16 protein-coding genes are annotated in these 24,768 nt (G+C 64.0%); 3 read left to right on the top strand and 13 right to left on the bottom strand.

Annotated elements, in window-relative coordinates:
- Positions 1-86: 86 nt before the first annotated feature.
- The 8 genes from NLM25_RS04995 to NLM25_RS04960 all read right to left on the bottom strand — a co-directional run bounded on the left by NLM25_RS04995 (position 87) and on the right by NLM25_RS04960 (position 8,154).
- Positions 87-356, bottom strand: coding sequence for a GlsB/YeaQ/YmgE family stress response membrane protein (locus NLM25_RS04995; protein WP_194404584.1), 270 nt, complete (start codon positions 354-356; stop codon positions 87-89).
- Positions 357-803: 447 nt separating this feature from the next.
- Positions 804-1,778: an ABC transporter ATP-binding protein gene (locus tag NLM25_RS04990; RefSeq protein WP_254115689.1), complete on the bottom strand. Its 975-nt coding sequence runs from the start codon at positions 1,776-1,778 to the stop codon at positions 804-806.
- Positions 1,775-3,190, bottom strand: coding sequence for an amidase (locus NLM25_RS04985; protein WP_254136261.1), 1,416 nt, complete (start codon positions 3,188-3,190; stop codon positions 1,775-1,777). Before NLM25_RS04985 ends, NLM25_RS04990 begins: the two co-directional genes overlap by 4 nt.
- Positions 3,187-3,384 (bottom strand): hypothetical protein, encoded by a 198-nt coding sequence (locus NLM25_RS04980; protein WP_254115685.1) that lies wholly within the window; start codon positions 3,382-3,384, stop codon positions 3,187-3,189. The genes NLM25_RS04985 and NLM25_RS04980 overlap by 4 nt, the downstream gene beginning before the upstream one ends.
- Entirely contained in the window at positions 3,381-4,442 is a 1,062-nt protein-coding gene (locus NLM25_RS04975) for an ABC transporter ATP-binding protein (protein WP_254136260.1), read from the bottom strand. The genes NLM25_RS04980 and NLM25_RS04975 overlap by 4 nt, the downstream gene beginning before the upstream one ends.
- 2 nt (positions 4,443-4,444) lie before the next feature.
- Positions 4,445-5,347, bottom strand: coding sequence for an ABC transporter permease (locus NLM25_RS04970; protein ID WP_254136259.1), 903 nt, complete (start codon positions 5,345-5,347; stop codon positions 4,445-4,447).
- 2 nt (positions 5,348-5,349) lie between these two features.
- The gene (locus NLM25_RS04965; protein ID WP_254115677.1) at positions 5,350-6,303 is read right to left on the bottom strand and encodes an ABC transporter permease; all 954 of its coding nucleotides are present in this window, start codon (positions 6,301-6,303) and stop codon (positions 5,350-5,352) included.
- Positions 6,304-6,498: 195 nt separating this feature from the next.
- A complete protein-coding gene (locus NLM25_RS04960) occupies positions 6,499-8,154 on the bottom strand; it encodes an ABC transporter substrate-binding protein (protein ID WP_254136258.1) in 1,656 nt (551 codons plus the stop codon).
- Positions 8,155-8,355: 201 nt separating this feature from the next.
- Here NLM25_RS04960 and NLM25_RS04955 point away from each other — a divergent pair, with 201 nt between their 5' ends.
- Positions 8,356-9,951, top strand: coding sequence for an ABC transporter substrate-binding protein (locus NLM25_RS04955; RefSeq protein ID WP_254136257.1), 1,596 nt, complete (start codon positions 8,356-8,358; stop codon positions 9,949-9,951).
- A 130-nt stretch (positions 9,952-10,081) separates the two neighbouring features.
- Here NLM25_RS04955 and NLM25_RS04950 read toward each other — a convergent pair whose 3' ends face one another.
- Together NLM25_RS04950 and NLM25_RS04945 are read right to left on the bottom strand one after the other, a co-directional pair.
- Positions 10,082-12,313, bottom strand: coding sequence for a CHASE2 domain-containing protein (locus tag NLM25_RS04950; protein ID WP_254136256.1), 2,232 nt, complete (start codon positions 12,311-12,313; stop codon positions 10,082-10,084).
- A gap of 141 nt (positions 12,314-12,454) precedes the next feature.
- On the bottom strand, positions 12,455-17,749 hold the full coding sequence (locus tag NLM25_RS04945; RefSeq protein WP_256570662.1) for a VCBS domain-containing protein: 5,295 nt from the start codon (positions 17,747-17,749) through the stop codon (positions 12,455-12,457).
- Between the two features lie 621 nt (positions 17,750-18,370).
- On the opposite strand from NLM25_RS04945, the gene NLM25_RS04940 reads away from it, so the two are divergent.
- The gene (locus tag NLM25_RS04940) at positions 18,371-19,102 is read left to right on the top strand and encodes a transglutaminase-like cysteine peptidase (protein WP_254115650.1); all 732 of its coding nucleotides are present in this window, start codon (positions 18,371-18,373) and stop codon (positions 19,100-19,102) included.
- A gap of 135 nt (positions 19,103-19,237) precedes the next feature.
- Here the strand turns inward: NLM25_RS04940 and NLM25_RS04935 are convergent, their stop codons facing one another.
- A complete protein-coding gene (locus NLM25_RS04935; protein WP_254136254.1) occupies positions 19,238-19,762 on the bottom strand; it encodes a Cache 3/Cache 2 fusion domain-containing protein in 525 nt (174 codons plus the stop codon).
- Positions 19,763-20,261: 499 nt separating this feature from the next.
- Here NLM25_RS04935 and NLM25_RS04930 point away from each other — a divergent pair, with 499 nt between their 5' ends.
- Positions 20,262-21,386, top strand: a complete 1,125-nt coding sequence (locus NLM25_RS04930; protein WP_254136253.1) for a lysozyme inhibitor LprI family protein — start codon at positions 20,262-20,264, stop codon at positions 21,384-21,386.
- Between the two features lie 251 nt (positions 21,387-21,637).
- Here NLM25_RS04930 and NLM25_RS04925 read toward each other — a convergent pair whose 3' ends face one another.
- Together NLM25_RS04925 and NLM25_RS04920 are read right to left on the bottom strand one after the other, a co-directional pair.
- Positions 21,638-22,837: an ABC transporter substrate-binding protein gene (locus NLM25_RS04925; RefSeq protein WP_254136252.1), complete on the bottom strand. Its 1,200-nt coding sequence runs from the start codon at positions 22,835-22,837 to the stop codon at positions 21,638-21,640.
- Between the two features lie 76 nt (positions 22,838-22,913).
- Positions 22,914-24,752, bottom strand: coding sequence for a long-chain fatty acid--CoA ligase (locus tag NLM25_RS04920; RefSeq protein ID WP_254136251.1), 1,839 nt, complete (start codon positions 24,750-24,752; stop codon positions 22,914-22,916).
- Positions 24,753-24,768 lie beyond the last annotated feature (16 nt).

The raw sequence follows: 24,768 nt of genomic DNA, 5'->3' as shown, positions 1-24,768 counted from the left end.
TCTTTGCGGCTTTTTATAGCAGACATCGCGGCCTCTCCCCAGCAGGGGAGAGGCGAAATATTCGAGTTCGCCGAGCGAATGTGACGCTAGAGCCGGCCGCCGCCGCGCACCAGCCGGACCACCAGCAGCAGGATGACCGCGCCGATGGCGGAGTAGACGATCTCGGAGACGAGGCCGGTGCCGAGGCGGATGCCGAGCTTAGGAAACAGAAGGCTCGCGACCAGCGCGCCGCAGATGCCGATCACGATGTCGCCGATGATGCCGAACCCGGCGCCCCGCACGATCTTCCCGGCCAGCCAGCCGGCGACCAGGCCGACGAACAGGATGACGAGCAGGCCTTCGTTCGAAATGTGCATAAGTGAGGTCCCTCCAGCGTGAATGCCCGGCATGGAACGGGAACCGGGATGAATGGGGTGTGAATGCTTGTTCCCACCGGCCGGTTGCGGCTGCGGAAACAAAAAGGTCGAAAACAACCCCATGCACAGTAGAGGCGGACTTCGTCGGCGGCGCGAGGTGAACTGTGACAACTCGGTGTTGTCGTGGGGGAATTCTGGAGAGGCGCGCGCTTCACAATAACGGAGCGCGCTGCGCTCTCATTTTTGCGAAAGTGAGGGACACTGCTCTCTCATTCCCTCCCCCCTTGCGGGGGGAGGGGCAGGGAGAGGGGTAGCCACGGGCGAGGTCTGAGTTTGTGGCTACCCCTCTCCCCCGCCCTCCCCCGCAAGGGGGGAGGGAGCGCAGCGGTGCGCGTGGCTGCACCTCAGCTGATATCGACAAACGCTGCGAGATAAATGCGACCGACGCTACGACGCGCCCACCGGCTCTGCCAGCACGCACCTTGCCGCCCGGCCCGGCCCGACCTCCACATTGTCAGGCAATTGCTGCAGGCACCTGGGCTCGGCGAGCCTGCAGCGGGGGGCGAAGGAACAGTTGTGGGGCTTCTCAGACAGCGACGGCGGCGTGCCGGGGATGGTTTCGAGGCGCTGCCCCCGCTTGGCGCCGTGGATGGTGGAGGCGAGCAGGCCCTTGGCGTAGGGGTGCACCGGTGTGCGCACGATGTCGCGAAGCGTGCCCTGCTCCACGATCTGGCCGGCATACATCACCGCGACGCGGTCGCAGATCTCGATCGCGACGCCGATATCGTGGGTGACGAAGATGACGGACATGCCGAACTCGCGCTGCAGCTCGCGCAGCAGCAAGAGGATCTGAATCTGCACGGTGGCATCGAGCGCGGTGGTCGGCTCGTCCGCCAGCAAGATCTTGGGACGGCAGGCGAGCGCCAGCGCGATCATCGCGCGCTGGCGCATGCCGCCGGACATCTCGTGCGGATAGGCATCCAGCCGGCGCTTTGCCGAGGGAATGCGCACGACCTCGAGCATTTCCAGCGCTCTCGCGCGGCCCTCTGCAAAGCTCTTGCCTTCGTGGCGCACGACGCTCTCGGCGATCTGCGCGCCGATGGTGTAGACCGGATCGAGCGCCAGCGCCGGCTCCTGAAAGATCATCGAGACGGTCTGGCCGCGGAACGACGACAGCTGCTCGTCGTTCATGGCGAGCACGTCTTGCCCCATCACGTTGACCTTGCCCGTGATCTGCGTGCGCTTCTTCGGCAACAGCCGCATCAGCGCACGCAACGTCACGCTCTTGCCGGAACCGGACTCGCCGAGCAGGCCCAGCACCTCGCCGTCACCGAGCGAGAGATTGAGGTCGTTCACGGCATAGACCGTGCGCTCCCCGGTGAAGCGGATGTTGAGGCCCGAGATCTCGACGAGTTTTGTCATGACGGCAGTTTTGGCAATCGATCGTGATAGTCGGTGACGCGCTGGAACGCGGCGCCGATGGTGAGCAGGGTCGCTTCATCGAAGGAACGGCCGATCAGCTGCATGCCAACAGGAAGGCCGCTTTTGGTGAAGCCCGAGGGAATGGTCAGCGACGGCAGGCCGAGGAAATTCACCGGTCGGGTGAACAGCGTCAGCCGCTGCACCATGGCCGGCGCGTTCGGGCCGCCGCCGACATCGCTCTCCTCGATGGTCGGCGCCGGCACGGGCGAGGCCGGTGCGATCACCGCATCGACGCCTGCGGTCGCCGCATTGTGCGCAGCGAGTGCCGGGCCGCGCCAGCGCATCGCCTCGAGATAGGTGATGGCGGGAACTGCAAGACCGTTCTGCAGCCGCATCAGGACCTGCGGGCCGTAATCCTGCGGACGCTCAATCATCCAGCGCTTGTGGAAGGCCGCCGCTTCGGCGGCGAGCACGAGCTGGCTTGCCGAGGACAATTGCCGCTGGTCCGGCAGCTCGACCGTGACGATGTCGGCGCCCTCGCGCTTGAGCACCGCGATGGTCTCGTCCAGCACGCGCGCGACCTCGCTGTCGAGATCGTCGACATAGAAGGAGGCAGGCACGCCGATCTTGAGGCCCTTCAGCGAGCCCCTGGTCGCGCCGACATAGTCGGAGAGCGGCTCGTGGCTGCAGGTGGAATCCGCAGGGTCCGCACCGGCCATCAGTGCCAGCAGCAGCGCGCAGTCCTCGGCGGTGCGGGCGAGCGGGCCGACCGTGTCGAGCGATTGCGACAGCGGCATCGCGCCGGCGCGGCTGACGCGACCGACGGTGGTCTTCAAGCCCGTGACGCCGCAGAAATGCGCGGGCATGCGGATCGAGCCGCCGGTATCGGAGCCGAGCGCCGCATAGGTCAGCCGCGCCGCGACCGCCGAGCCGGAGCCCGACGACGAGCCGCCGGTGATATGCGCGACGTTCCAGGGGTTGCGGACCGGGCCATAATGGGCGTTGTGGCCGGTCGGGCCATAGGCGAATTCGGCCAGATGCAGCGTGCCGAGGCGGACCTGGCCGGCATCCTTCAACCGCTGCAAAGCGGTGGACGTCACGCTCGGCACGAAATCGCGGCGGATCAGCGAGCCGCAGGTCGAGATTTTGCCGGCGTCGTAATACATGTCCTTGTGCGCGAGCGGCACGCCATGCAGCGGACCGCGGACATTGCCCTTGGCAAGCTCGGCATCGGCGGCCTCGGCGGCCTTCAACGCGGACTCGGCTTCAACCGCCATGAAGGCGTTCAGATGCGGCTGCCACTGCGCGATGCGGTGCAGCAGCGCGCGCGTCACCTCATGCGAGGACACCTGCTTCATCGCGATCGCGCGCGCGACCTCGGTGAGCGTCATCAATGCAGGCTCACGGCTCATTTCGACACCTTCTCCGTCTGCGCGATCGGATAGAGCGCGGGCTCGAGGTCGAATGGCAGCGTGCCGGCGATGGCCGCAAAGCCTTCGAAGGCCGGTCCGATGGAATTGGAGATGCGCGTCGCGATCTCGTCGTCCACGGGAACGCCGGCGACTTGCGCGATCGGCTTGATCTCTTTCGGTGTCGGTCTCGTCATACGGTTTCCTCCCTAAGCGCGCGGCTATGGCCTGAACCCGGAATCGCCATGTAGCACGCGGCTTCGTGGCCCATTGTATCGAGCGCTGTGAGCTTTGGTGTCGCATTTGCGCAGAGCGGCTCCGCAAACGGGCAGCGGGTGTGGAAACGGCAGCCCGAGGGCGGATCGATCGGATTGGGCGGATCGCCCGTGATCGGCGGCTTCTCGGTCCGGCGATCCGGATCGGAGGACGGCATCGCAGCCAGCAGCGCACGCGTATAGGGATGCGCCGGCTTGTCCCAGACCTGGTCGACCGGACCGAGCTCGACGACCTCGCCGAGATACATCACCAGCACACGATCGCTGATGTAGCGGACAACGTTGAGATCGTGGCTGATGAAGAGATAGGTCAGGCCGAACTCGCGCTTGAGATCGGCGAGCAGATTGAGCACCTGCGCCTCGACCGATTTGTCGAGCGCGGAGACCGCCTCGTCCAGAATCACCAGCCGCGGCGACAGCGCCAGTGCGCGTGCGATGTTGACGCGCTGGCGCTGGCCGCCGGAGATTTCGTGGGGATAGCGGTTGGCGAAATTTGCCGGGACCAGGCCCACCTTGCCGAGCAGCTCGCGGGCCAATGCGCGCGCCGCACCGTCGGCCATGCCGTGGACCTTGGGGCCGAAGGCGATGGATTCCTCGATCGTCAGGCGCGGATTGAGCGAGGCGTAGGAATCCTGGAACACCATCTGCATGCCGCGGCGCAGCTCGCGCAACGACAGCGATTGGCCGACGGTCATGCCGTCATAGATGATGTCGCCGGTGTCGCGCGGCATCAGATGCATCAAGAGGCGCGCGGTGGTCGACTTGCCGCAGCCGGATTCGCCGACGATGCCGACGGTCTCGCCCTTGGCAACAGCGAAGGAGACGTTATCGACGGCGCGCACGGTGCGCTTCGCGGAGAACAGCCCGCCGCGCACCGGGAAGTGTTTTGTCAGGCCGTTGACCTGGAGCAACGGCTGCGCGACGCCGCCGACGTCCTCAACCTGCTCCAGCATGACGCTCGAAGTGTTGCTCTCGCTCATGGCTAGTTCCTGATGTCCATGGCGCTACGCAGTCCGTCCGAGAGCAGGTTAAAGCAGATCGAAACCGCGAAGATCATCGCACCCGGAAGGGCTGCGACCCAGGGATTGACGTAGATCGCGGTGCGCAAGGTGTTCAGCATCAGGCCCCATTCCGGTTCCGGCGGCTTTGTGCCGAGACCGAGGAAGGAGAGACCGGCCGCGAGGATCATCGAGACCGAGATCAGGCTCGTCGCATAGACGAAGATCGCCCCCAGCACGTTGCCGAGGATATGCACGCGCATGATCGTGAAGGGCCCCGCACCCGACGCGCGCGCGGCTTCGACGAAGTCCATGTTGCGCACGCCCGTCGTGACGCTCTCGGCGACGCGGGTGATCTGCGGCACGAACACCACCGTCAACGACACGATGGAGTTGAGGATGCCGGCGCCCAGCGCCCCGGAGATCGCGATCGCGAGCAACACGGAGGGGAAGGCGTAGAACACGTCGATCGTGCGCATGATCGCGGTGTTGAGCTTGCCGCCGACATAGCCGGCAATGAGGCCGAGCGAGGTGCCGATGCAGAAGGCGAGGATCACGGGCAAAATGCCGATGACCAGCGACAGCCGCCCGCCATAGACGAGACGCGCTAGCATGTCGCGGCCGAGCTCGTCGGTGCCGAGCGGGTAGCCTGCCGTGCCGATGTGGCGCAGACGGCGGATCATCGAGCCCTTGTAGGGATCTTCGAGGCCCAGCCAAGGCGCAAGGATCGCGGAGAGGAAGATCAGCAGCAGCACCAGCGCGCAGGCCATGCTGACCTTGTCGCGCGTAATGCGGCGGCCGACGGTCGCCCAATAGCCACGCGCCTTGGTGGCGGGCGCGGCCTGCAGCGCGGCATCGGCGGTGGCGGACAACGGAAGCTCGCTCATCGCTAGCCCCGCTTGATGCGCGGATCGATCGCGGCTTGCGCGATGTCGACCAGCAGATTGAGGAAGACGAAGAACAGCGCCAGGATCAGGATCGTGCCCTGGAGCAGCGGCAGGTCGCGCTGGAAGATCGCGGAGTTGAGCAGGAAGCCCGAGCCCGGCCAGGAGAACACGGTCTCGATCAGGATCGAGCCGCCGAGCATATAGCCCAGCTGAAGCCCCATCACGGCAAGCGCGGTGGGCGCGGCGTTCTTGATGACATGGCGGAACACGCCGATTTCATGCAGGCCTTTTGCGCGCAACGCCTCGACGAAGTCCTGCGAGAGGATGTCGCCGGTGAGCGCGCGCACGGTGCGGGTGACGATGCCCATCGGGATCACCGAGGTGGTGATCGCCGGCAGCACGAGATATTTCAGATGCGCCCAGTCCCAGGCCCAAGAGTTGGAACCGTTCGGCCCCGCGCCGACCGCGGGCAGCCAGTTCAGCTGCACCGAGAAGATGATGACGAGCACCATGCCGAGCCAGTAATGCGGCACGGAGACGCCGGCGATGGCAAAGGAGGTCGCGACCTTATCGATCCAGGTCTCGCGGAAATAGCCCGCGATCAGGCCGAGCAGGATGCCCATGGTGAAGCCGATGATGGCAGCGGCAATCGCGAGCGTGACGGTGTTGCTGACCGCGCGCATGACCTCGGCGAGCACGGGCCGCCCGGTCGCGATGGAATTGCCGAGATCGCCATGCAGGGCACGGAGCAGCCAAAGCCCGAACTGCACCGGCAGCGGCCGGTCGAAACCGTAGGCGGCACGCAGCTGCGCCGCCAGCTCCTGCGAGGCGTCTGCGGGGAGCACGGCAACGAGCGGATCGCCCGGCGTGATGTGCACGAGCAGGAAGCACACCAGCGCCACGCTGATCACGATCGGGATGACATAGACGATGCGTCTGGCGATATAGGCGAGCACGTTGTTTCTCTTTTCCTTCTCCCCTTGTGGGAGAAGGTGGCGCGCAAGCGCCGGATGAGGGGTATCTATCCGCGGATGCAGTTGTTTCAAAAGCAAGAGCTCTCTCCGCGGAGAGAGACCCCTCACCCGGCTTCGCTAACGCGATGCACCCTCTCCCACAAGGGGAGAGGGTGCATCGAGCAAGCCGCCAGGCTCCTACTGCATCGACACCAGCGAGAAGTCGATGAACCAGCTCTTGGGTTGCACGACGCCCGTCACCTTCGGGCTGATGGCGCGGGGGCCGACGTCGTGGGCGACGTAGAGGAAGGCTGCGTCGTCGACGGAGGCCGCGTGCAGCTCGGCGAGCGCAGCGTCGCGCGCGGCGGGATCGAAGGTCTGGCGCGCCTTCTTCACCAGCTCGTCGAACCTGGGCTCGTTGATGAAGCCCCAATTGTTCGAGACCGGCGGCGCCATGCCCGACTGCAGGAAGCGCACCAGCGCAAAGAACGGGTCCATCGCCGCATAGGTGACGTTGGTCGCGTTCGAGCCGTTGGCGCTGGGGTCCTTGGCACCGCGGCGCCAGTTGGTGAACAGCGTGTTCCACTCGATGACGTCGAGCTTCACGTCGAAATAGCATTCGGCGAGCGCCTGCTGGAGATATTCGTTCATCGGCAGCGGCTGCATCTGGCCCGAGCCCGACGCCGAGGTCTGGATCTTCACCATCAGCTTCTTCGCAGGACCGAAGCCGGCCTCCTGCATCAGCTTCTGCGCGGCCGCCTTGTCATACTTGATCTCGAAGCCCGGCTTGCCGCGCCAGGGGTGTCCGGGCTCGAAGGTGCCGGTCGCCGGCACCATCAGGCCGGCGAGCAGGCCGTCCTTGAGGCCTTCGCGATCGATGCAGAGATTTGCCGCCTTGCGGACGCGGATGTCGTTCCAGGGCGAGCCTTCCACGCGCGAGAATTGCCACGGCCAGACATGCGGCTGCTCGTTGGCGTAGAGCTTGAAGCCGCGCTGCTTGAGCTCGGGCAGCGCGTCCGGCGCCGGCGCCTCGACCCAATCGACCTGTCCGGAGAGCAGCGCCGCGGTGCGCGCGTTCGCTTCCGGCATCGGCAGCAGCACCATCTTGTCGACCTTGGGCACGCGCGCCTTGTCCCAATAGCTCGCGTTCTTGACCAACTCGAGCCGCTCGCGCGGCGTGAAGCTCGCCATCTTCCACGGGCCGGTACCCGAAGCGTCCTTGGCAAACGCGGTCCAGGCCGCCTGCGATTTCGCCTTGGCGTCGGCGCCTTCGGCCTTGTCATAGAACGCCTGCCACTTCGCCGGGCTCGCCATGAAGAGGTTGGTGAGGTTGATCGGCAGGAAGCTGTCGGGCTCCTTGGTGGTGAGCTCGACCGTCATGTCGTCGATCTTCTTCGCGGACGCCAGCGTCGGCATGCGCGAGGCGGTGACGCCGACCTGGCTGGCGTCGAACTGCGGCGCGTCCTGCTTCAGCACCTTCTCGACGTTCCACACCACCGCATCGGCGTTGAACGGCGAGCCGTCATGGAAGGTGACGCCGGGGCGCAGCTTGAAGGTCCATTTGGTCTTGTCGGATTCGTCGACCTTCCATTCGGTGGCAAGGCCCGGGATCACCGTGCTCGCCTTGTCCGCCGAGGACAGGTCCCAGCCGGTGAGCCCGTCATACATGGTGAGGCCGGTGAAGCGATTGCCCTCAAAACCCTGATCGGGCTGGCCCAGCGTGCGCGGAATATCGGCAGCGGTCATGCCGATGCGCAGCACTGTGTCGGCACCGGCAACGCGCGGCCATGCGGCCGCAGTCGTCAGGGCCAGCGCGGCGATCAATGCCGCGCGTGTCGTCGTCTTGATAAGCATCGTCTCATTCCTCTTCCGGCTTACGATGATTAATTTTGATGCAATCGTATGCAATGGCTATGCCAAGGAGAAACTTTTTCCGTGAATTGCCCCTGCGGCGACAAGTCCTTGTGATCGCGAGACGGCAAAGCAGCCCCGCTGCCTATTCTGGCATCAAGATTGCAAGTTTGGCCCCGATTTCTTCTTGGGAGCCCTGGGGCCATGCGTATCCGACTATCGACCTGTCTCGCCGTGCTCGCGCTGGCGTTGTCCGCAATTCCGGCGCGCGCCGAAACAGTGGTGCGCTACGGCATCTCGATGGCGGACATCCCGCTGACGACGGGCCAGCCCGACCGCGGCGCCGGCGCCTATCAGTTCACGGCCTACACGATCTACGATCCCCTGGTCGCCTGGGAGATGGACGTCGCCGACCGGCCGGGAAAGCTGGTGCCGGGGCTCGCGACCGAATGGAAGGTGGATGATACCGACAAGAAGAAATGGCGCTTCACGCTGCGCAAGGATGTGAAATTTCATGACGGGAGCGAGTTCAATGCCGACGCGGTGATCTGGAATCTGGACAAGGTGCTCAACGACAAGGCGCCGCAATTCGACAAGCGGCAGAGCGCGCAGGTGAAGACCCGCCTGCCCTCGGTCGCCAGCTACGCGAAGATCGACGATTTCACCGTGGAGATCACCACCAAGACGGTCGACTCCTTCTTTCCCTATCAGATGCTGTGGTTCCTGGTGTCGAGCCCGGCGCAGTACGAAAAGCTCGGCAAGGATTGGGACAAGTTCGCGAGCCAGCCCTCCGGCACCGGTCCGTTCAAGCTGACGAAACTGGTGCCGCGCGAGCTCGCGGAGCTCACGAAGAATCCGGACTACTGGAACAAGAAGCGCATTCCGAAGGCCGACAAGATCGTGCTGGTGCCGATGCCGGAAGCGCTGACGCGCACCAACGCGCTGCTCGCAGGGCAAGTGGATCTGATCGAGACGCCGGCGCCGGATGCCGTGCCGCAGCTGAAAGCCGCCGGCATGAAGATCGTCGACAACGTCACGCCGCATGTGTGGAATTATCACCTCAGCGTGCTGCCGGGCTCGCCCTGGACCGACATCCGCCTGCGCAAGGCACTGAACCTTGCCATCGATCGCGAGGCGGTGGTGGGCCTGATGAACGGGCTGGCGAAACCTGCGAAGGGCCAGGTCGACCCGTCGAGCCCGTGGTTCGGCAAGCCGAGCTTCGAGCTGAAATACGATCTCGCCGCGGCCAAGAAGCTGGTCGAGGAAGCCGGCTACTCCAAAGCAAAACCGCTGAAGGCCACCTTCATCATCGCGCAGGGCGGCACCGGCCAGATGCTGTCGCTGCCGATGAATGAATTTTTGCAGCAGAGCTTCAAGGAGATCGGCATCGATATCGACTTCAAGGTGGTCGAGCTCGAGACACTCTATACGCACTGGCGCAAGGGCGCGGCCGACGAGATGAACGCCGGCATCACCGCCAACAATATCGCCTACGTGACCTCCGATCCGCTCTACGCCATCGTCCGCTTCTTCGCCTCCGACCAGATCGCACCCGTCGGCGTCAACTGGGGCGGCTACAAGAATCCGAAGGTCGACGCACTGATCAATGAAGCCAAGCAGACGTTCGACACCGCCAAGCAGGACGATCTCATCGCGCAGGCGCACGCCCTGATCGTCGACGACGCCGTGCTGGTCTGGGTCGTCCACGACACCAACCCGCATGCGCTGTCGCCGAAGGTGAAGCAGTTCGTGCAGGCGCAGCACTGGTTCCAGGATTTGACGACGATCGGGACGGAGTGAGGGGGCGGCGAGCACAGCTATCGTAGGGTGGGCAAAGCGCAAGCGTGCCCACCGTCTCGCCACGGTGAAAGCGATGGTGGGCACGACGCTTCGCGCCTTTGCCCACCTTACGAGGGCGGCGACGCGGACCCTACTTCGTCAGCAGCGCATAGGCTCCCGTCCAGCCTTCCGGCGGCGGATTGAGCTGGAAATCCTTGATCCGCGCTTCATAGAGCTTGAACAGCTTTTCCAGCGTGTCGGCGTCCTCGCTGCGACGGCCGCGGTCGATCGCATCCAGCGCGCCCTGCCAGTTGCGGCCGCGGTAGCAGCCGAGCATCTCGATGGTGACGTTGCGCAGGCGCTGGAAGGCGCCCGAATGCATCACGTCCTCGCGGCCGGCGATGGCGTAGATCACCTCGGGCTCGGTCTTGCCCTTGACCATGATGAAGTCGAGCTCGAGGATCGCGAACTTGTCCTTGGCGGCAAGCGCGGTCCTGGAGCCGACAATGATGGGAAAGCCGTATTCCTTCGACTGACCTTCGAGGCGCGAGGCGAGGTTCACGCTGTCGCCGAGCACGGAATAGTTCTTCTTCAGGTCGGAGCCCATGTTGCCGACCACGCCGATACCGGTGTTGAGGCCGATGCCGACATTGAGCGGGATGTAGACGTGACCGCCGTCGGCGGCTTCCTGCTCGCGCTCCTTGTTGACCGCGTCGATCTGCTCCAGCATCTGGATCGCGGCCTCGCAGGCGTTGACCTCGTGCTCGGCATCGTCGAGCGGCGCATTCCAGAACGCCATGATGGCGTCGCCCATGTATTTGTCGATGTAGCCCTTCTGATCGATGATGACGTCGGTCAGCGGCGTCAGAAAGCGGTTCATCAGCGCGATGAGGCCTTGCGGGTCGTTCTTGTAGGTTTCCGATATGGTGGTGAAGCCGCGCACGTCGGAGAACATGATCGTCATCTGGCGCTCCTCGCCGCCGAGCACGAGCTTTTCCGGCGACTGCGCGAGCTGTTCGACCAGCACCGGCGACATGTATTGCGCGAACATGCCGCGGATCTGCACGCGCTGACGCTGCTCGCGCACGAAGCTGGCGAAGATCAGCGTCAGGTAGATCGCGGTGGTCGACAGCAGCGGATAGGTGAAGTCGATGAGATAGCGATACTGCGCATAGAAGAACCAGGACACGCCGACCAGGATGGCGGCGAACATCGCACCCGCGAGCACGAGGCGCACCGGCCCGAGGTTCGGCGTGAAGATGATTACGAGCAGGCCGATGATCAGCGCCGCGATCAGCTCGACGCCGAGCGCGTAGTTCGGCTGGGAGATCACGGCGCCGCTCAGCACGCTCTCCAGCACCTGCGCATGGATCTCGACGCCCGGCATGGTCGAGGACACCGGCGTGGTCTTGATGTCGTTCAGTCCGACCGCGGAGGTGCCGACCAGCACCAGCTTGCCGGCGATCTTGCCCTGCGGCGCGGTGTTGTCGAGCACATCGGCCGCCGACACGTAGATCGAAGGATCCTGACGGGCATAGTGCACCCAGAGCTGGCCGTTCTTGTCGGTCGGGATCTCGACGCCCTTGAGGCGCACGGCCCGCACGCCGGTCTTGTCGGTCCGGACCAGCAGCGTCGGCGTTCCCGTGACGACGCGCAGGATCTCCAGGCTGAGCGAGGGCATGACCATGCCCTGGGCGCGCATGACCATCGGCACGCGCCGGATCAGACCGTCGCGCTCGGTCCTGATCGAGAACAGGCCGCGGCCGGCGGCGACCTTCTCGATGACGGGGACGTTGCGGAGCAGGCCGGGGAATTCGAACAGGAAGCGTTCGGCCCCCTCCTCGCCGACCGTCGCGACGCCGGTGAAGGGCAGCGTCTTGTCGACCTCGGAGGATATGGCCCGCTGTCCCGTCTCGCCCAGCACCACGCGCGAGCGCCCGATCGCCTCGGCGAGGATCTGGTCGTTGGTCGGCAGCTCGCGCAGCTTGGCCCGGGTTGCGTCGTCCAGATAGCGCATCTGGCTCGCGACCAGATCCGGGTTGAGCCGGTCGGCTTCCGAGAACACCACGTCGAAGCCGATCGCGACCGCGCCGTTACTGGTGAGGTTCTGGATCAGGTCGGCGATCCGCGTGCGCGGCCACGGCCACTGGCCGAGCCTGGCGAGGCTCTTGTCGTCGATGTCGACGATGGTGACCGGCCGCGCCGTCTTGTGGCGCGGGTCGATCAACTGAAACATGTCGAAGGTACGCAGCCGCAATTCCTGGATCGGCGGCGGATCCCAGAGACGAGCACCGGCAAACACCACCAGCAGCGCAAGGCACATCAGCCGCGCAAAGCCGAACTTCCGCGCAAACCACCGCCGCAGGATCTTCAGACGTTTCATTCGGATCGGACTTCCTGCCTCGCATCAGGCCGTGCGCGGATCATGGAACGCCATGACGCAAATGGCCATCGCTTCGGCGGCAGAGGATAAGGATTTTTTGCCGCGGTCAAAGCGGAATGAGGCGCCGCTCGAAGGAGCAGCCTAGCTTACGTGAAGGATGAAATCGCTGGCGTGGAGATTGCCGGCAACGGTGTTCTTCAGGAGGATCTTGTCGTTGGCGTCGAGAGTGAGCAGGGTATCGGTGCCCTGCTGCTCCGCCAGCGCGGACACCTGCGTCCACGACGTGATGCCGGTGAACTGCCGCAGGTCGATCTTGTCGAGGCCGGTCTCGAAATCGTTCACGGTGTGCTGGACCGCGGTCTGCGACGACGTCGGCGCGAACACGAACTGGTCCTTGGCGCCGCCACCGATCAGCGTGTCGCTCGAATCGGTCGCGAAAATGACGTCCTTGCCGGCGGTCCCTTCCAGCGTGATGCCCTGGCTGGTGTCGCCCGCCTCCTTGAAGATGAAGTGGACAGTATCGGACTGGCCCGTGGTCGTGTCCGTCACCGTCAGCGTGATCTGGTCGGTCTCCGGCGGCGACAGGCCGGGATCGTAGGTGATGCCGTTCTCGAAGCCGAGATTGATCGCGCTGAGCAGGCCGGAGCTCGACGACAGATAGACGTTGCTGTCGGGTGCATGGGCGGTGGTCGCCGTGACGGTGAAGGTATCGGTCGATGCGCCGGGATCGGTGTCGGTGACCACCAGATTGGTGATGACGTCGACGGGGGGGATGCTCTCTATGATGTGCTCGACCTGGAAGCTCTCGGTATCGATGACCGGCCCGCCCGCCGCCGGGGCCGTCACGTCGGTGCCGATCGTGGCGACATTGTCCGACACCGGCGTGGTGCCGCCGGTGCCCGTAGTGGTGAGGTCGATGATTTCCGGCGAGCCTGCGGTCGTGACGTCGCCGGCATAGGTGTCGTCGAGGGCATGGACGCCCAGCGCGCCCGGCGTGCCGGTAAAGCCGTCGGCCGGCACAAACCGGATCAGCGTATCCGGGCTCAGCACGAGCCCGTGCGTCTCGCCAACCGAACCGATATCGACCCATTGATGCGTGCCGGCGAGCTCGTACTGCCAGACGCCCTGGGTGGCCGCAGCCGTGTCCGACGTCACGACAATCGCCTTCAGGCTCGAGCCGGCATCGACATCGGCGAACTTGCTCGCGAAGAGGCTGCCGATCGTCGCGCCGTCCGGATCATTGTCGTTGCCGACGACGGACGTCAGCGTCGCATCGGCGAGCGTCGGCGCGTCGTTCGTGCCGGTGATGGTGACCGTGACGTCCTGCGTCACCGACGCGTTGTGATTGTCGGTGAAGGTAACGGTGTAGACCTGGGTGATGGTCTGGCCCGCGGCCAGCGACTGCAGGAGCGGATCGCTGTTATCGAGCGTGAAATGCCAGCCCAGCGTCGCGCCGTTGCTGCTGTCCGTGGTCAGCTCCGTCACCGACGGATCGATCGTGAAGGTGCCGATATTCGTGGCGTCGTCGTCGAAGCCCGGCAGAGCGGAACTGACAGACGACGATTTGAACACCGCCTGCGCGGTGTGGGTGTCGATCAGGTCGAGGTCCTGGATCGCCAGCGTGCCGCAGGTCGACAGCGACGAGCTCTCATCCTCGGTAACCGCGCCAGTCGCCGCGGCGGCATCGCTGGTGATGGTCGGGGCGTCGTTGGCGCCGTTGATCGTGACGGTGACGTCCTGTGTCACCGACGCATGGTGATTGTCGGTGAAGGTGACGGTGTAGACCTGGGTGATGGTCTGCCCTTCGGCCAGCGACTGCAGCATCGCGTTGCTGTTGTCGAGCGTGAAGTGCCAGCCCAACGTCGCGCCGTTGCTGCTGTCGGTGGTCAGCTCCGTCACCGATTGATCGATGGTGAAGGTGCCGATATTCGTGGCGTCGTCGTCGAAGCCCGGCAAAGCCGCGCTGACGGACGACGACTTGAACACCGCCTGCGCCGTATGGGTGTCGATCAGGTCGAGGTCCTGGATCGCCAGCGTGCCGTCGATCGACAGCGTCAGGCCCGTGTCTTCGGTGACCTTGCCCGTTGCCGCCGCAGCGCTGCTGATGACGGTCGGCGCGTCGTTCGTGCCGATGATGGTGACCGTGACGTCCTGCGTGACCGACGCGTTGTGATTGTCGGTGAAGGTAACGGTGTAGACCTGGGTGATGATCTGACCTTCGGCCAGCGACTGCAGCATCGCATTGCTGTTGTCGAGCGTGAAGTGCCAGCCCAGCGTTGCGCCGTTGCTGCTGTCGGTGGTCAGCTCCGTCACCGCCGGATCGATGGTGAAGGTGCCGAGATTCGTGACGTCGTCGTCGAAGCCCGGCAGAGCCGAACTGACGGACGACGATTTGAACACCGCCTGCGCCGTATGGGTGTCGATCAGATCGAGGTCCTGGATCGCCAGCGTGCCGTCGAGCGACAGCGTCAGGCCCGTGTCCTCGGTGACCTTGCCCGTCGCCGCCGCAGCATCGCTCGCAATCGTCGGCGCGTCGTTGACGCCCGTGATCGTGACCGTGACGTCCTGCGTGACCGACGCGTTGTGATTGTCGGTGAAGGTGACGGTGTAGACCTGGGTGATGGTCTGACCTTCGGCCAGCGACTGCAGCATCGCATTGCTGTTGTCGAGCGTGAAGTGCCAGCCCAGCGTCGCGCCGTTATTGGTGTCCGTGCTCAGCTCCGCCACCGTCGGATCGATGGTGAAGGTGCCGAGATTCGTGACGCCATCCGCAAAGCCGGGCAGATGCGCGCTCGACGACGACGACTTGAATACCGCCTGCGCCGTATGGGTGTCGATCAGGTCGAGGTCCTGGATCGCCAGCGTGCCATCGATCGACAGCGTCAGGCCCGTGTCCTCGGTCACCTTGCCAGTCGCCGCCGCTGCGCTGCTGGCCATGGTCGGCGCGTCGTTTTTGCCGGTGATGACGACCGTCACGTCCTGGGTGACCGTTCCACCGTGATGATCGTCGATGGTGACGGTGTAGACCTGGGTGATGGTCTGGCCTTCGGCCAGCGACTGCAGCACCGGATCGTTGTCGTCGAGCGTGAAGGTCCAGCCGACCGACCCGATGGAGCTGACGCCGGGTTGCTCGCTGACCGCGGTGAGTGCGAACGTGCCGATCTTGCTGAGCGGCGCGGTCTCGGAATAGCCAGGCAGGTTGGCGCTTGCATCCGACGACTTCAGAACGAAACTGGCGGTGTGCGTGTCCGTGAGGTCGGGATCGCGGAAGGTAATGGTGCCGTTCGCCGCCAGGGTTGCCGCCGCATCCTCGGCCACTGCGCCGGTCGCCGTGGTCAGGTCCGCGACGATCGTCGGAACGTCGTTGGTGCCTTCGACGTTGACGTCGGCACCATTGATGGACACCGTGACCGGCGTGCTGACGACGCCGCCGTGCCCGTCATCGACCTGCACCACGTAGTTGAGGACCAGCGTCTCGCCTTCGGCGAGGAAGTCGAAGAGGTGATCGGGGACGCTATAGGTCCAGGTGGCTGAACCGTTGTTGCTGTTTCCCGCGCCCTGCACCACGGTCAGCGGCACCTCGACGGCCTTGATCGCGGCGAGTTGCTCCGGCGTCAGCGATGCCGTGACATCGTGGCCCTGCGCATCGAGATATTTGAACGGCTGGGTGGACGAGAGCGCCGCGCCCACGACCGGCCGGTCCGTCAGATCGACGTCGCTGAAGGTGACGGTGCCGGTAATGGTGTCGAGGGCCGTGTTGCCGGTCCCGACCTTCTCGATGACGGTGCCGCCCGACGTCGCAAGCACCGGCTTGTCGTTGGTGCCCGTGATCGTGATGGTGATGGGGATGAGGGTGGTTTCGGGGCTGACTGCGAAATTGTTGTCGACGCGGACCATGTAGGTCAGCGTCAGCGTTTCGCCGGCCGCGAGAAAATCGAAGGCGTGGTCGGGAATCGTGTAGGTCCAGACCGCCGAGCCGTTGTTGGTGTTGCCGCCGTCGGCGACGACACTGATCTGGATCTGCGTCGCCGCGATGTCCTGCTTCTGGAGCGCGGTGAGCGAGCCGGTGACGTCCTGCTGGCCGGCGCTCTTGTAGACATAGTTCGGCGCCTCGGCGAGATTCACGCTCACCGTGGGCCGGTCGCCGAGGTTTTGATCGACGAAGGTGATCCGGCCGGAGATCGTATCGGAGTGCGTCGTGTCGCCGGTCGTGTCCGCGCGTTCGGTCAGCGCGAACGCCGTCTTCACATTGCCGCTGCTATCGAGGCTACGCGCATCGGGCTTACCGGGATAACGGTTGACGGTCGGCGTGGAATTGCCCGGCCCCTGCGGTCCCTGCGGATTGAGGTTCGTGAAGACCGCGGTCGCGATGTAGCCGGCCGGCGTCTTGATCACCAGGCCATCACTGGTCTGCGTGATCGTGTCGGTGAAGTTCGTGGTCAGCTTGGTGTTGGTGTTGTTGTCGGTGAACTTCAGCGTGAACACGTCCGTGATCAGCTTCTGAACGTCCGGCGACAGCAGCCCGTTGGTGATCGAGACGTTGCCGCCGCTGATCTGGATCATCTGGCCGGCCTGGTTGACCGTCGCGATCGGCAGCAGCGTGACCTTGTCGAACAGGATGTAGGAGCCCGTCGTGCCGTTCGGCTCGACCAGCACCTGGAAGCTCGCCTGCGGCTGCGGATCGCCGCCGCCGGCGGGAACGACGAAGTTGATCTGGGTCAGCACCGCCGTGCCGCGGATGCCCATGGTGGCGACCGGCGTGTCGATCTTCATGTCGCCGTGCTTGGCGGTCTCGCCGGCGACGAAGGTGATGGTGCCCGCGACCAGGCTGAGCAGCGAGGAGTTGCTCGACCCGTTGGGGTCGTAGACCATCTCGTTCAGCACCATCCGCGCATTGGAGGACAGGCCGAACACAGTGCCGTCGATGAAGGTGATGCCCAGCGTCGAATCGGCGCCGGTCGAGACCACATCGCCCTTCTCGACGTTGTCGCCGTTGTTCAAGGTCACCGAGACCCCATTGCGCACCGCAGTCGCGCTTCCGGAGAGCTTGGTGACGTGGCCGATGACCTGGGCAGCGGCGATGCCGGGCGCGGCCTGCGCGTATTGCACATGGCCCGTGAGCGCGTTGACGGTGTCGCCGGTGAGGTGCGCACCATCGGGCGAAGCGATCGCTGCGCGCTTGTCGCCCTTGAAATAATCGTGAACGACGAACTCGCGCCCCTCGTGGGACAGCACGAGGTCGAGACCTGTGCGCTTGAACTCGCCGTTGAAGATCAGGTTCGGATCGGGAACAACGACCGCGCCGTCAGGCACGTGCCCGTGCGCCTTGGCAGTAAAAGACTTGGCGGTAAAAGAATCGACATGGCTATAGACTGGCGAGCTGGAACTCTGGCCATTCCAAGAGATCGCGCCGTCAAATTTGCCAGCGTAATTCAACCGCGCGCGCACCGTAAAAAGAGTTAAAATCTAAGTAAGTATCGACCGCCTAAGCTTGCATAGCATTACCAAGTCCTTAGCGAAACCGTCTATTGCTTGTGTGATTTCGCGTCACTTGGCCGTAGGAGCCCCTACGAGGCAGCACTTCCTTAGAGAAAGGGAAGTAGTGATTGAAGAATTCTGAAGATTACCGGAGTTTAGTTGAACGCATTTCCCCTCGCCAAAAGTAATCTATCGTATAATTAGACGACAGATACTTTTGTCATCTTTGCTTCGTGGTGCCCCGCAGCATCCTGCGGTAAATACGGAGCGAAATCTGTGATCCAGCTAACAGAACCCGTGAAATCGCGGGTCGTTAGGCATAAAGAGCAGATTCGGCCCTCCCACAACTTTCGCCTGTAATTGGTCCCGTCTCCCGGTACCGGGAGTCCTCCTAGCCCCGAATCGTAAAATTTTACGCAATTTGGGCAGGCTCGTTTCAGCCTGTCCCGCGGTTTTGGAACCCCGGCCGCGCGCATTAAGCCGAACAAAACGGCCTCTCTCGCACTATCTCCGCGAAAGCAACAAAGCCCGGCACGACCAGGTCGACGGGGACCTGGCGAAGCCGGAAGGGGATGTCAGATGGAGACCGCTGCTCGCTCGCGCGCCTGGCGTGCGATTCTTGTCCTGTGCGGATTGATCCTGCTCGGATCGGCCGCCGACCTTCGCGCCGGCACGCTCTTGTCGCCTGGAGCCGGCGTCCTCGTGCGCAAATCCGCCGAACCGTTCGGCGTGTTCGCCTTCGCCATCTCTTCCGGCCGCCTGCAACAGAAATGGTTCGCGCTGAAGCAGAAGCTCGACGACGACATGGTGCAGCTCGCGCTGTGCGATGGCGACCGGGACAATTGCGCGTCGCCGGCGGCGCTCAAGCTGCTCGCCATCGTCGACCAGGCCCGCAGCCGTGACGGCCGCGCGCGCCTCGGCGAAACCAACCGCGCCATCAATCTTGCCATCCGGGCTGCCGATGATGGCGCCGATGACATCTGGAGCTCGCCGCTCGCGACCTTCGCACGGGGCGCCGGCGATTGCGAAGACTATGCCATCGCCAAGCTGGCCGCGCTGCGGCTCGCCGGCGTTGCCAGTGAGGACCTCCGCATCGTCGTGGTGCGCGACGTCAGGGCCGGCGAAGAGCATGCGGTTGCCGCAGCAAAGCTCGACGGCCACTGGCTGATGCTCGACAACCGCCGCATGGCGATGGTCGAGGACGACGCCGCGCGGACCTACCAGCCGCTGTTCGTGCTCTACCAGTCCGCCGTGATGAAATATGTCGACGAACCAGTGCGGCTGTCGATGGCCGCCGCCGAGGCGCGTTGATCTAGGGCGTGTACTCATAAACCGACGCAGGCGGGTCAGCGCGACTGGCACCCCTGCTACGCAAAATAGTCCCCGCCCCGTCGAGTTCGTTCCGGCTCGGCGGTTTTGAGCAAGAAAACTCCGAGAAGGGGCTAGTTACTTCTTGTAGCCCACATAGTAGACGCCAATTTGAGCGCCCGAGCTATCCTTCATCGGCTCGTAGCCCGTTATGTACGGTATTCCCAGAATAGGGACTTCGCCATAATGCGCTTTGCCTGCTTTGATCGACTCGAGCGCCGGTCCTGCCAGTACGGTGCCCACCGCTCGACCGCTGCCGTCGGGCTTCGGTACACTCGTGGAGACGCGGATGTATTCGTCTCCACTTTTCGCGAACAGAGTGGCCGTCATCCCTTTGCCGTCTTCCTTTCCAATTGCGTCAACAATATCGAAATTGTTGTTGAGCTTGGTCGTACCGAAATACAGGGCAGGAGCTTCCTTGCCGCCGACCGCGTCATTGCCCTCGAGCTTTGGCGCTCCCAGTTTCGCTGTCATGGACTTGAGGGTCTCCATGGATTTTGTGACCCTCGGGTCTGCCTGAGCGTGCCCGACGCTAGGAGCCATCACAGACGCTGCCATGAAGCCAGCGGCTAGAATGCCGGCCAAAAGAGTCTTCCGATTCATTGTGACCTCCCGGTGCAAAGCGATGGGACGGCGCCCAATCGCTAACAGAAACTAAAAATCGTAATTTGAGATGTGTTTGCCTGCCGACGGCACGACGGCTGCCTGTGTCGCACCACCGGGAATTCGGCGTTTCCCGTCGGCAGCCGCAAACAAGATTATACCCGCTCGATGGTCACCAAAAAGAACTTTTGACGGCGCACTCTGGTTGCTGACCGATGAGGACGCTAGCTTTTCGAACCAAGGCAAAACTTCTGCATTCGAGGCATTTACGAGTACACGCCCTAGCTTGTAGCCCGGATGGAGCTAACGGGTCGGCGCAAAGCGCCGCCCGATGACAGGCTCCGCGAAATCCGGGGTCTTTATCGCCTGCTGCACGAATCCCGGATTGCGCTTCGCTCCATCCGGGCTACGATTCCGCACAAACCATATCGCCCACAAAGCCGTTTCGCCGCGCGATCCGGGACGCTAGCATGGCGCCTTCCATGCGGGGGCGACTGGAATGCGGTTCATCGTGCTGTCTGTGCTTGCGCTGCTGGTCATGCCGGCGGCACCGGGCTTCGCGCAATCGAGCCCATCCGACCGCTCCATTGCCGACAGGCTGCCGCTGTTTGCCAGCAACAACTGCCAGCAAATCCGCGATCCCGGCAATCAATTGTTCTGCGGTGACGCCGAGCTGTCTGCCGCCGCCGAGAAGCTCGGCACGGCGATCGAGGCCCGGCTCGCCCGCCTGCCCGATCGACTGCCTGGAATCGAGGAGAATGCGATCTGGATCCGGCAGCGCAACCTCGGCTGCGGCATCGTCGGCCAGACTGCCATCCGCACCGATGATTTCGACCGGGTGAAGGCGTGTCTTCTCAAGGTCACCGAAGAGCGCGCCGCCATCGTGCGTGATCCGGATTTCGACTGTCTCGCGGCCAACACCGCGGCGGGCGCGCTGATCTGCGCAGACCCGTCGCTGGCGCTCAGCGAAACCGAGCTCAACAGCCAGGTGCTCGGCCTGATCGGCAGGCTGGACCCGACCGCGGCACGCTTTGCCTTCGCCGAATACGGAAGGTGGACAAGAGAGCGCGATCGCAAATGCAATCTCGTCGGCAAGGAGAACGTGCCGCTCGCCGAGCTTGGCTCCGCGGAAGAGTGTCTCGCCGATTATCTCAAGCATAGAACTGAGCAGATCGTTGCTGCCAAAGGCGATCCGAAGAAGGTGTTCGGCCGGCAGGTCGCGGCCCGCATCCCCGACACCGACGCCGTCGACTTCTGCGCTGCGCGGATTCACGCCGCCAATTCGTGCGGCAATTTCCTCCGCATCAACCGCGTCTACGCGCTCGACAGCCAGGTGACCGACCAGGAGGCGCAGGTCACAGGCGAGATCGAGATGGTGGTGCTGGCGCCCTTCACCACGTGCAGCAAGGTCGCCTCCACCTGCACCGGCACCTGCTGGGACCCCAGGACCGGCCGCCCGCAACCGGGGGCCGGCAACAGGGAGCGATCCGGCGAGGCCTTCAACGTGACGCGCCGGCTGAGGATCCAGCGGACCTTTGCGTTCGTCAAAGCCGCCGACGGCTGGCGTTGCCGGGAGGACGAATTGGCGCCGGTGAATTCGGGCACCGCGGGCGGGGGATCGTAGGAGCGCTTACCCAACTCTCTCTTTCTTCCTTCTCCCCTTGTGGGAGAAGGTGGCTTAGGCGGCCTTCGGCCGCCGTTCTTAGGAACGCCGAAGCAAGGCTTCGGCTATGGCGCCGGATGAGGGGTTCTCTCCACTCGCAACACTCCTCGTGAGGACAGAGACCCCTCACCCGGCTCGCCGCTCCGCGGCGATCCACCCTCTCCCACAAGGGGAGAGGGTGCACCGTACGCGCCGCGAGGGCCGCCCTTCCATCAAAACATCAGATTGTCCTTCACCAGCACCCAGCGGCCGCCCTTGACCTGCTGCACCTGGGTGATGGTGTTGGCGAGGTGGTCGGTCTTGGAGAACTTCGTCGGGGGCGAGTTGAAGATGTCGAGGAATTTCTCGCCCGACTCGAGCGAGTCCAGCATCTTCTGTCCGGTCAGATCCTTGCCCGCCTTGGCGGCATAGAAGGCGAAGGTCATCATCGCGTTGTAGCCGATGATCGCCTGCGTGTTGGCGTCGGAGTTGAACATCTTCTTGTAGTTGACCAGCCAGTCCTTCACCTTGCCCTTGGCGCTGTCCTCGTAGGGGATCTCGAACAGGCTCGCCGCATAGAGGCCTTCGACGGCGTCCTTGCCCAACATCGGCACTTCCTGCACGTTGGTCGGCGAGGCGCCCAGGAAGGTGACGTCCCAACCGAGCTTTTTGGCCTCCGTCATCGCGCCGATGGTCTCGCGGAGGATGGTGCCGAGCACGACGAGATCGCAGCCGTCCGACTTCATCTTGGCGACCTGCGCGCTGAAGTCCGAGGCGCCGCGCTTGTAGCTGGTGATCGAGGCCGGCTGCAACTTCATGGCAGTGAGCTGCTGGTTGAAGCCGTCGAGCACATTCTTTCCGTACTCGTCGTCCTGATGCATGATGCAGGGCTTCTGGAATTTCTTCCACTCCATCATGTATTTCAGCGCCGCCCGCGTGCTCTCGACATAGGGCAGCAAATTGTTGAACTTCAGCCGCTCCTGCGGCTTCGCCGGATCGAACTTGAAGGTGAACTCGGCCGCCGTCAGCGGGAAGAGCTGAAACACGCCGGCGTCGAACAGGATGTCCTGCGCGGCGAGCACGGTCGGCGACCCCATCGGTCCCACCATCGCGAAGATCTTGTCGCGCTCGATCAGTTTTTGCGACGCCAGTACGGCCTTCTTCGGATCGTAACCGCTGTCCTCGACCACCAGCCGGATCTTTCGACCGTTGATCCCGCCGGCGGCGTTGACCTCCTCGGTCGCCATCTTCATGCCGTTTGCAACCGGCACGCCCCAGCCCTTGATCGGGCCGGACAGATCCTGATGCGTGCCGATGACGATCTCGCTGGCCGAGATGCCGTCATTGGTGACCTTGGTTTGCGCAGCCGCCGGCAGACAGGTGAGCGCAACCGCGCCTACCGCAAGGCCGAACGCTCTCAACGATCTCGACATTGACCTCTCCTCTCCTTGGGCCCGTATTGCGCGAAGGGCGGGGCCACGGCTCCTTCGCTTTCTCGAACGAAATGATTCAGGCGACCGCACGCTGGCGATACATCGCCTCGATCTCGACGGCGTAGCGCTTGTTCACGAAGCCGCGCTTCAGCTTCATGGTCGGCGTCAGTTCCTCATCCTCCGGAGTGAGCTGACGCTCGATCAGGTAGAATCTCTTGATGGTCTCGACGCGGGCGAAATTGCCGTTGACCGCCTCGATCTCGCGCCAGATCAGGTCCTGGATCTCCGTCGCGCGACACAGGCTCGCATAATTGGTGAAGGGGATGTCGTGGTCCTGGGCGAATTTCTCGACATTCTCCTGGTCGATCATCACGAGGCAGGTCAGATACGGCCGCTTGTCGCCGATCACCACGGCATCCGAGATGTAGGGTGAGAATTTGAGCTGGTTCTCGATCTCGGACGGCGTGACGTTCTTTCCGCCGGAGGTGATGATGATGTCCTTCATCCGGTCGGTGATGCGGACGAAACCTTCGTTGTCGATGGTGCCGACATCGCCGGTGTGCAGCCAGCCGCGATGGTCGATGGTCTCGGCCGTCTTCTCCGGCTGATTCAGATAGCCCATGAACAGGAAGTCGCCCTTGATCAGGATCTCGCCGTCGGGCGACAGCGCGACTTCGCCCCAGGACACGGCTGTGCCGACCGAGCCGAGCTTGATGCGCTCCGCCGGCATCATGGTCGCCACCCCGCAATTCTCGGTCTGGCCGTAGACCTCGTGCATGTCGATGCCGAGCGCGAGATACCAGCGGATCAGCTCCGGCGCGATGGGCGCGGCGCCCGTGAACGCGATGCGGCAACGATCGAGCCCGATCATGCGGCGGATGTTGCGGAACGCGAGCCGGTAGGCGATCTTGTTGGCGATGCGCAGCGAGAGCGGCGGCGCCTTGCCCTCGATCCGGCAATCGACCATGCGATAGCCGACGGCGATGGCGCGGCGATAGACCCATTGCTGGAGCGGCGTCGCATCCTTCAGCGCGATGGTGATCGCGGAATAGAATTTCTCCCAGATCCGCGGCACCGCGAGGAAGATGGTCGGCTGCACCTCGCGCAGATTGTCAGGGACCGTCTCGGGGCTCTCGGCAAAGTTCATCACCGAGCCCAGCGCGACGGAGATGTAGTAGCCGCCGATGCGCTCGGCGACATGACAGAGCGGCAGGAAGATCAGCCGGTCCTCGTCCTCCTGTGCCGGGATGAAGTCGTTGGCGTGCCGCATCTGATGCGTCACGCTGCGGTTGGCGTGCATCGCGCCCTTGGGCGGACCGGTCGTACCCGAGGTGTAGACGAGCACCGCGAGGTCGCCGGCGCTGCGGCTGTCGATCATCTCCTGCCACAGCGCCTCGCGGCCGACCATGTGGTTGCGGCCGAGCGCGCGAAACTCGTCGAGCGACATCACCATGTCGTCGGAAAAGCCGCTGAGGCCTTCCATGTCGAACACGACGATTTTCTGCAGAGAGGGACAGCGCGCGCGGCAAGTGAGCACCTTGTCGAGCTGCTCCTCGTCCTCGGCGAAGATCACCCTGGTCCGGGAATCGTTGACCAGATATTCGACCTGGGACGATGCGTCGGTCGGATAGATGCCCGAGGAGACGCCGCCGGCGCACAGGATGCCCATGTCGGCATGAACCCATTCCGGAACGGCGTTGGCGATGATGGAGGCGACGTCGCCGGGCATGAAGCCGGAGGCACGGAGCGCGTAGGCGACCTCCTTCGAAATCTCCAGCCATTCGCGCCAGCTGGTCGGCTGCCAGATGCCGAATTTCTTCTCGCGGATAGCCGGCCTGTCGCCCCGCGTCTCGGCGGCGCGCAAGAAGCTTTTCGCGATCGTATCAGCGACCGTCAGCACCGCCGGCCGGACCATGCGCCTCTCCTCCTTG

Source organism: Bradyrhizobium sp. CCGB01, assembly GCF_024199795.1.
In the GTDB taxonomy this organism is placed as follows: Bacteria; Pseudomonadota; Alphaproteobacteria; order Rhizobiales; family Xanthobacteraceae; genus Bradyrhizobium.
The sequence above is the reverse complement of the archived record's forward strand: the minus strand, read 5'-3'. Positions and strand labels throughout refer to the sequence as shown.

Bases quoted from the DNA above. Each gene is read 5' to 3' on its own strand.
- NLM25_RS04995 (WP_194404584.1), bottom strand. From the start codon at position 356: ATGCACATTTCGAACGAAGGCCTGCTCGTCATCCTGTTCGTCGGCCTG.
- NLM25_RS04990 (WP_254115689.1), bottom strand. From the start codon at position 1,778: ATGACAAAACTCGTCGAGATCTCGGGCCTCAACATCCGCTTCACCGGG.
- NLM25_RS04985 (WP_254136261.1), bottom strand. From the start codon at position 3,190: ATGAGCCGTGAGCCTGCATTGATGACGCTCACCGAGGTCGCGCGCGCG.
- NLM25_RS04980 (WP_254115685.1), bottom strand. From the start codon at position 3,384: ATGACGAGACCGACACCGAAAGAGATCAAGCCGATCGCGCAAGTCGCC.
- NLM25_RS04975 (WP_254136260.1), bottom strand. From the start codon at position 4,442: ATGAGCGAGAGCAACACTTCGAGCGTCATGCTGGAGCAGGTTGAGGAC.
- NLM25_RS04970 (WP_254136259.1), bottom strand. From the start codon at position 5,347: ATGAGCGAGCTTCCGTTGTCCGCCACCGCCGATGCCGCGCTGCAGGCC.
- NLM25_RS04960 (WP_254136258.1), bottom strand. From the start codon at position 8,154: ATGCTTATCAAGACGACGACACGCGCGGCATTGATCGCCGCGCTGGCC.
- NLM25_RS04955 (WP_254136257.1), top strand. From the start codon at position 8,356: ATGCGTATCCGACTATCGACCTGTCTCGCCGTGCTCGCGCTGGCGTTG.
- NLM25_RS04950 (WP_254136256.1), bottom strand. From the start codon at position 12,313: ATGAAACGTCTGAAGATCCTGCGGCGGTGGTTTGCGCGGAAGTTCGGC.
- NLM25_RS04940 (WP_254115650.1), top strand. From the start codon at position 18,371: ATGGAGACCGCTGCTCGCTCGCGCGCCTGGCGTGCGATTCTTGTCCTG.
- NLM25_RS04935 (WP_254136254.1), bottom strand. From the start codon at position 19,762: ATGAATCGGAAGACTCTTTTGGCCGGCATTCTAGCCGCTGGCTTCATG.
- NLM25_RS04930 (WP_254136253.1), top strand. From the start codon at position 20,262: ATGCGGTTCATCGTGCTGTCTGTGCTTGCGCTGCTGGTCATGCCGGCG.
- NLM25_RS04925 (WP_254136252.1), bottom strand. From the start codon at position 22,837: ATGTCGAGATCGTTGAGAGCGTTCGGCCTTGCGGTAGGCGCGGTTGCG.
- NLM25_RS04920 (WP_254136251.1), bottom strand. From the start codon at position 24,752: ATGGTCCGGCCGGCGGTGCTGACGGTCGCTGATACGATCGCGAAAAGC.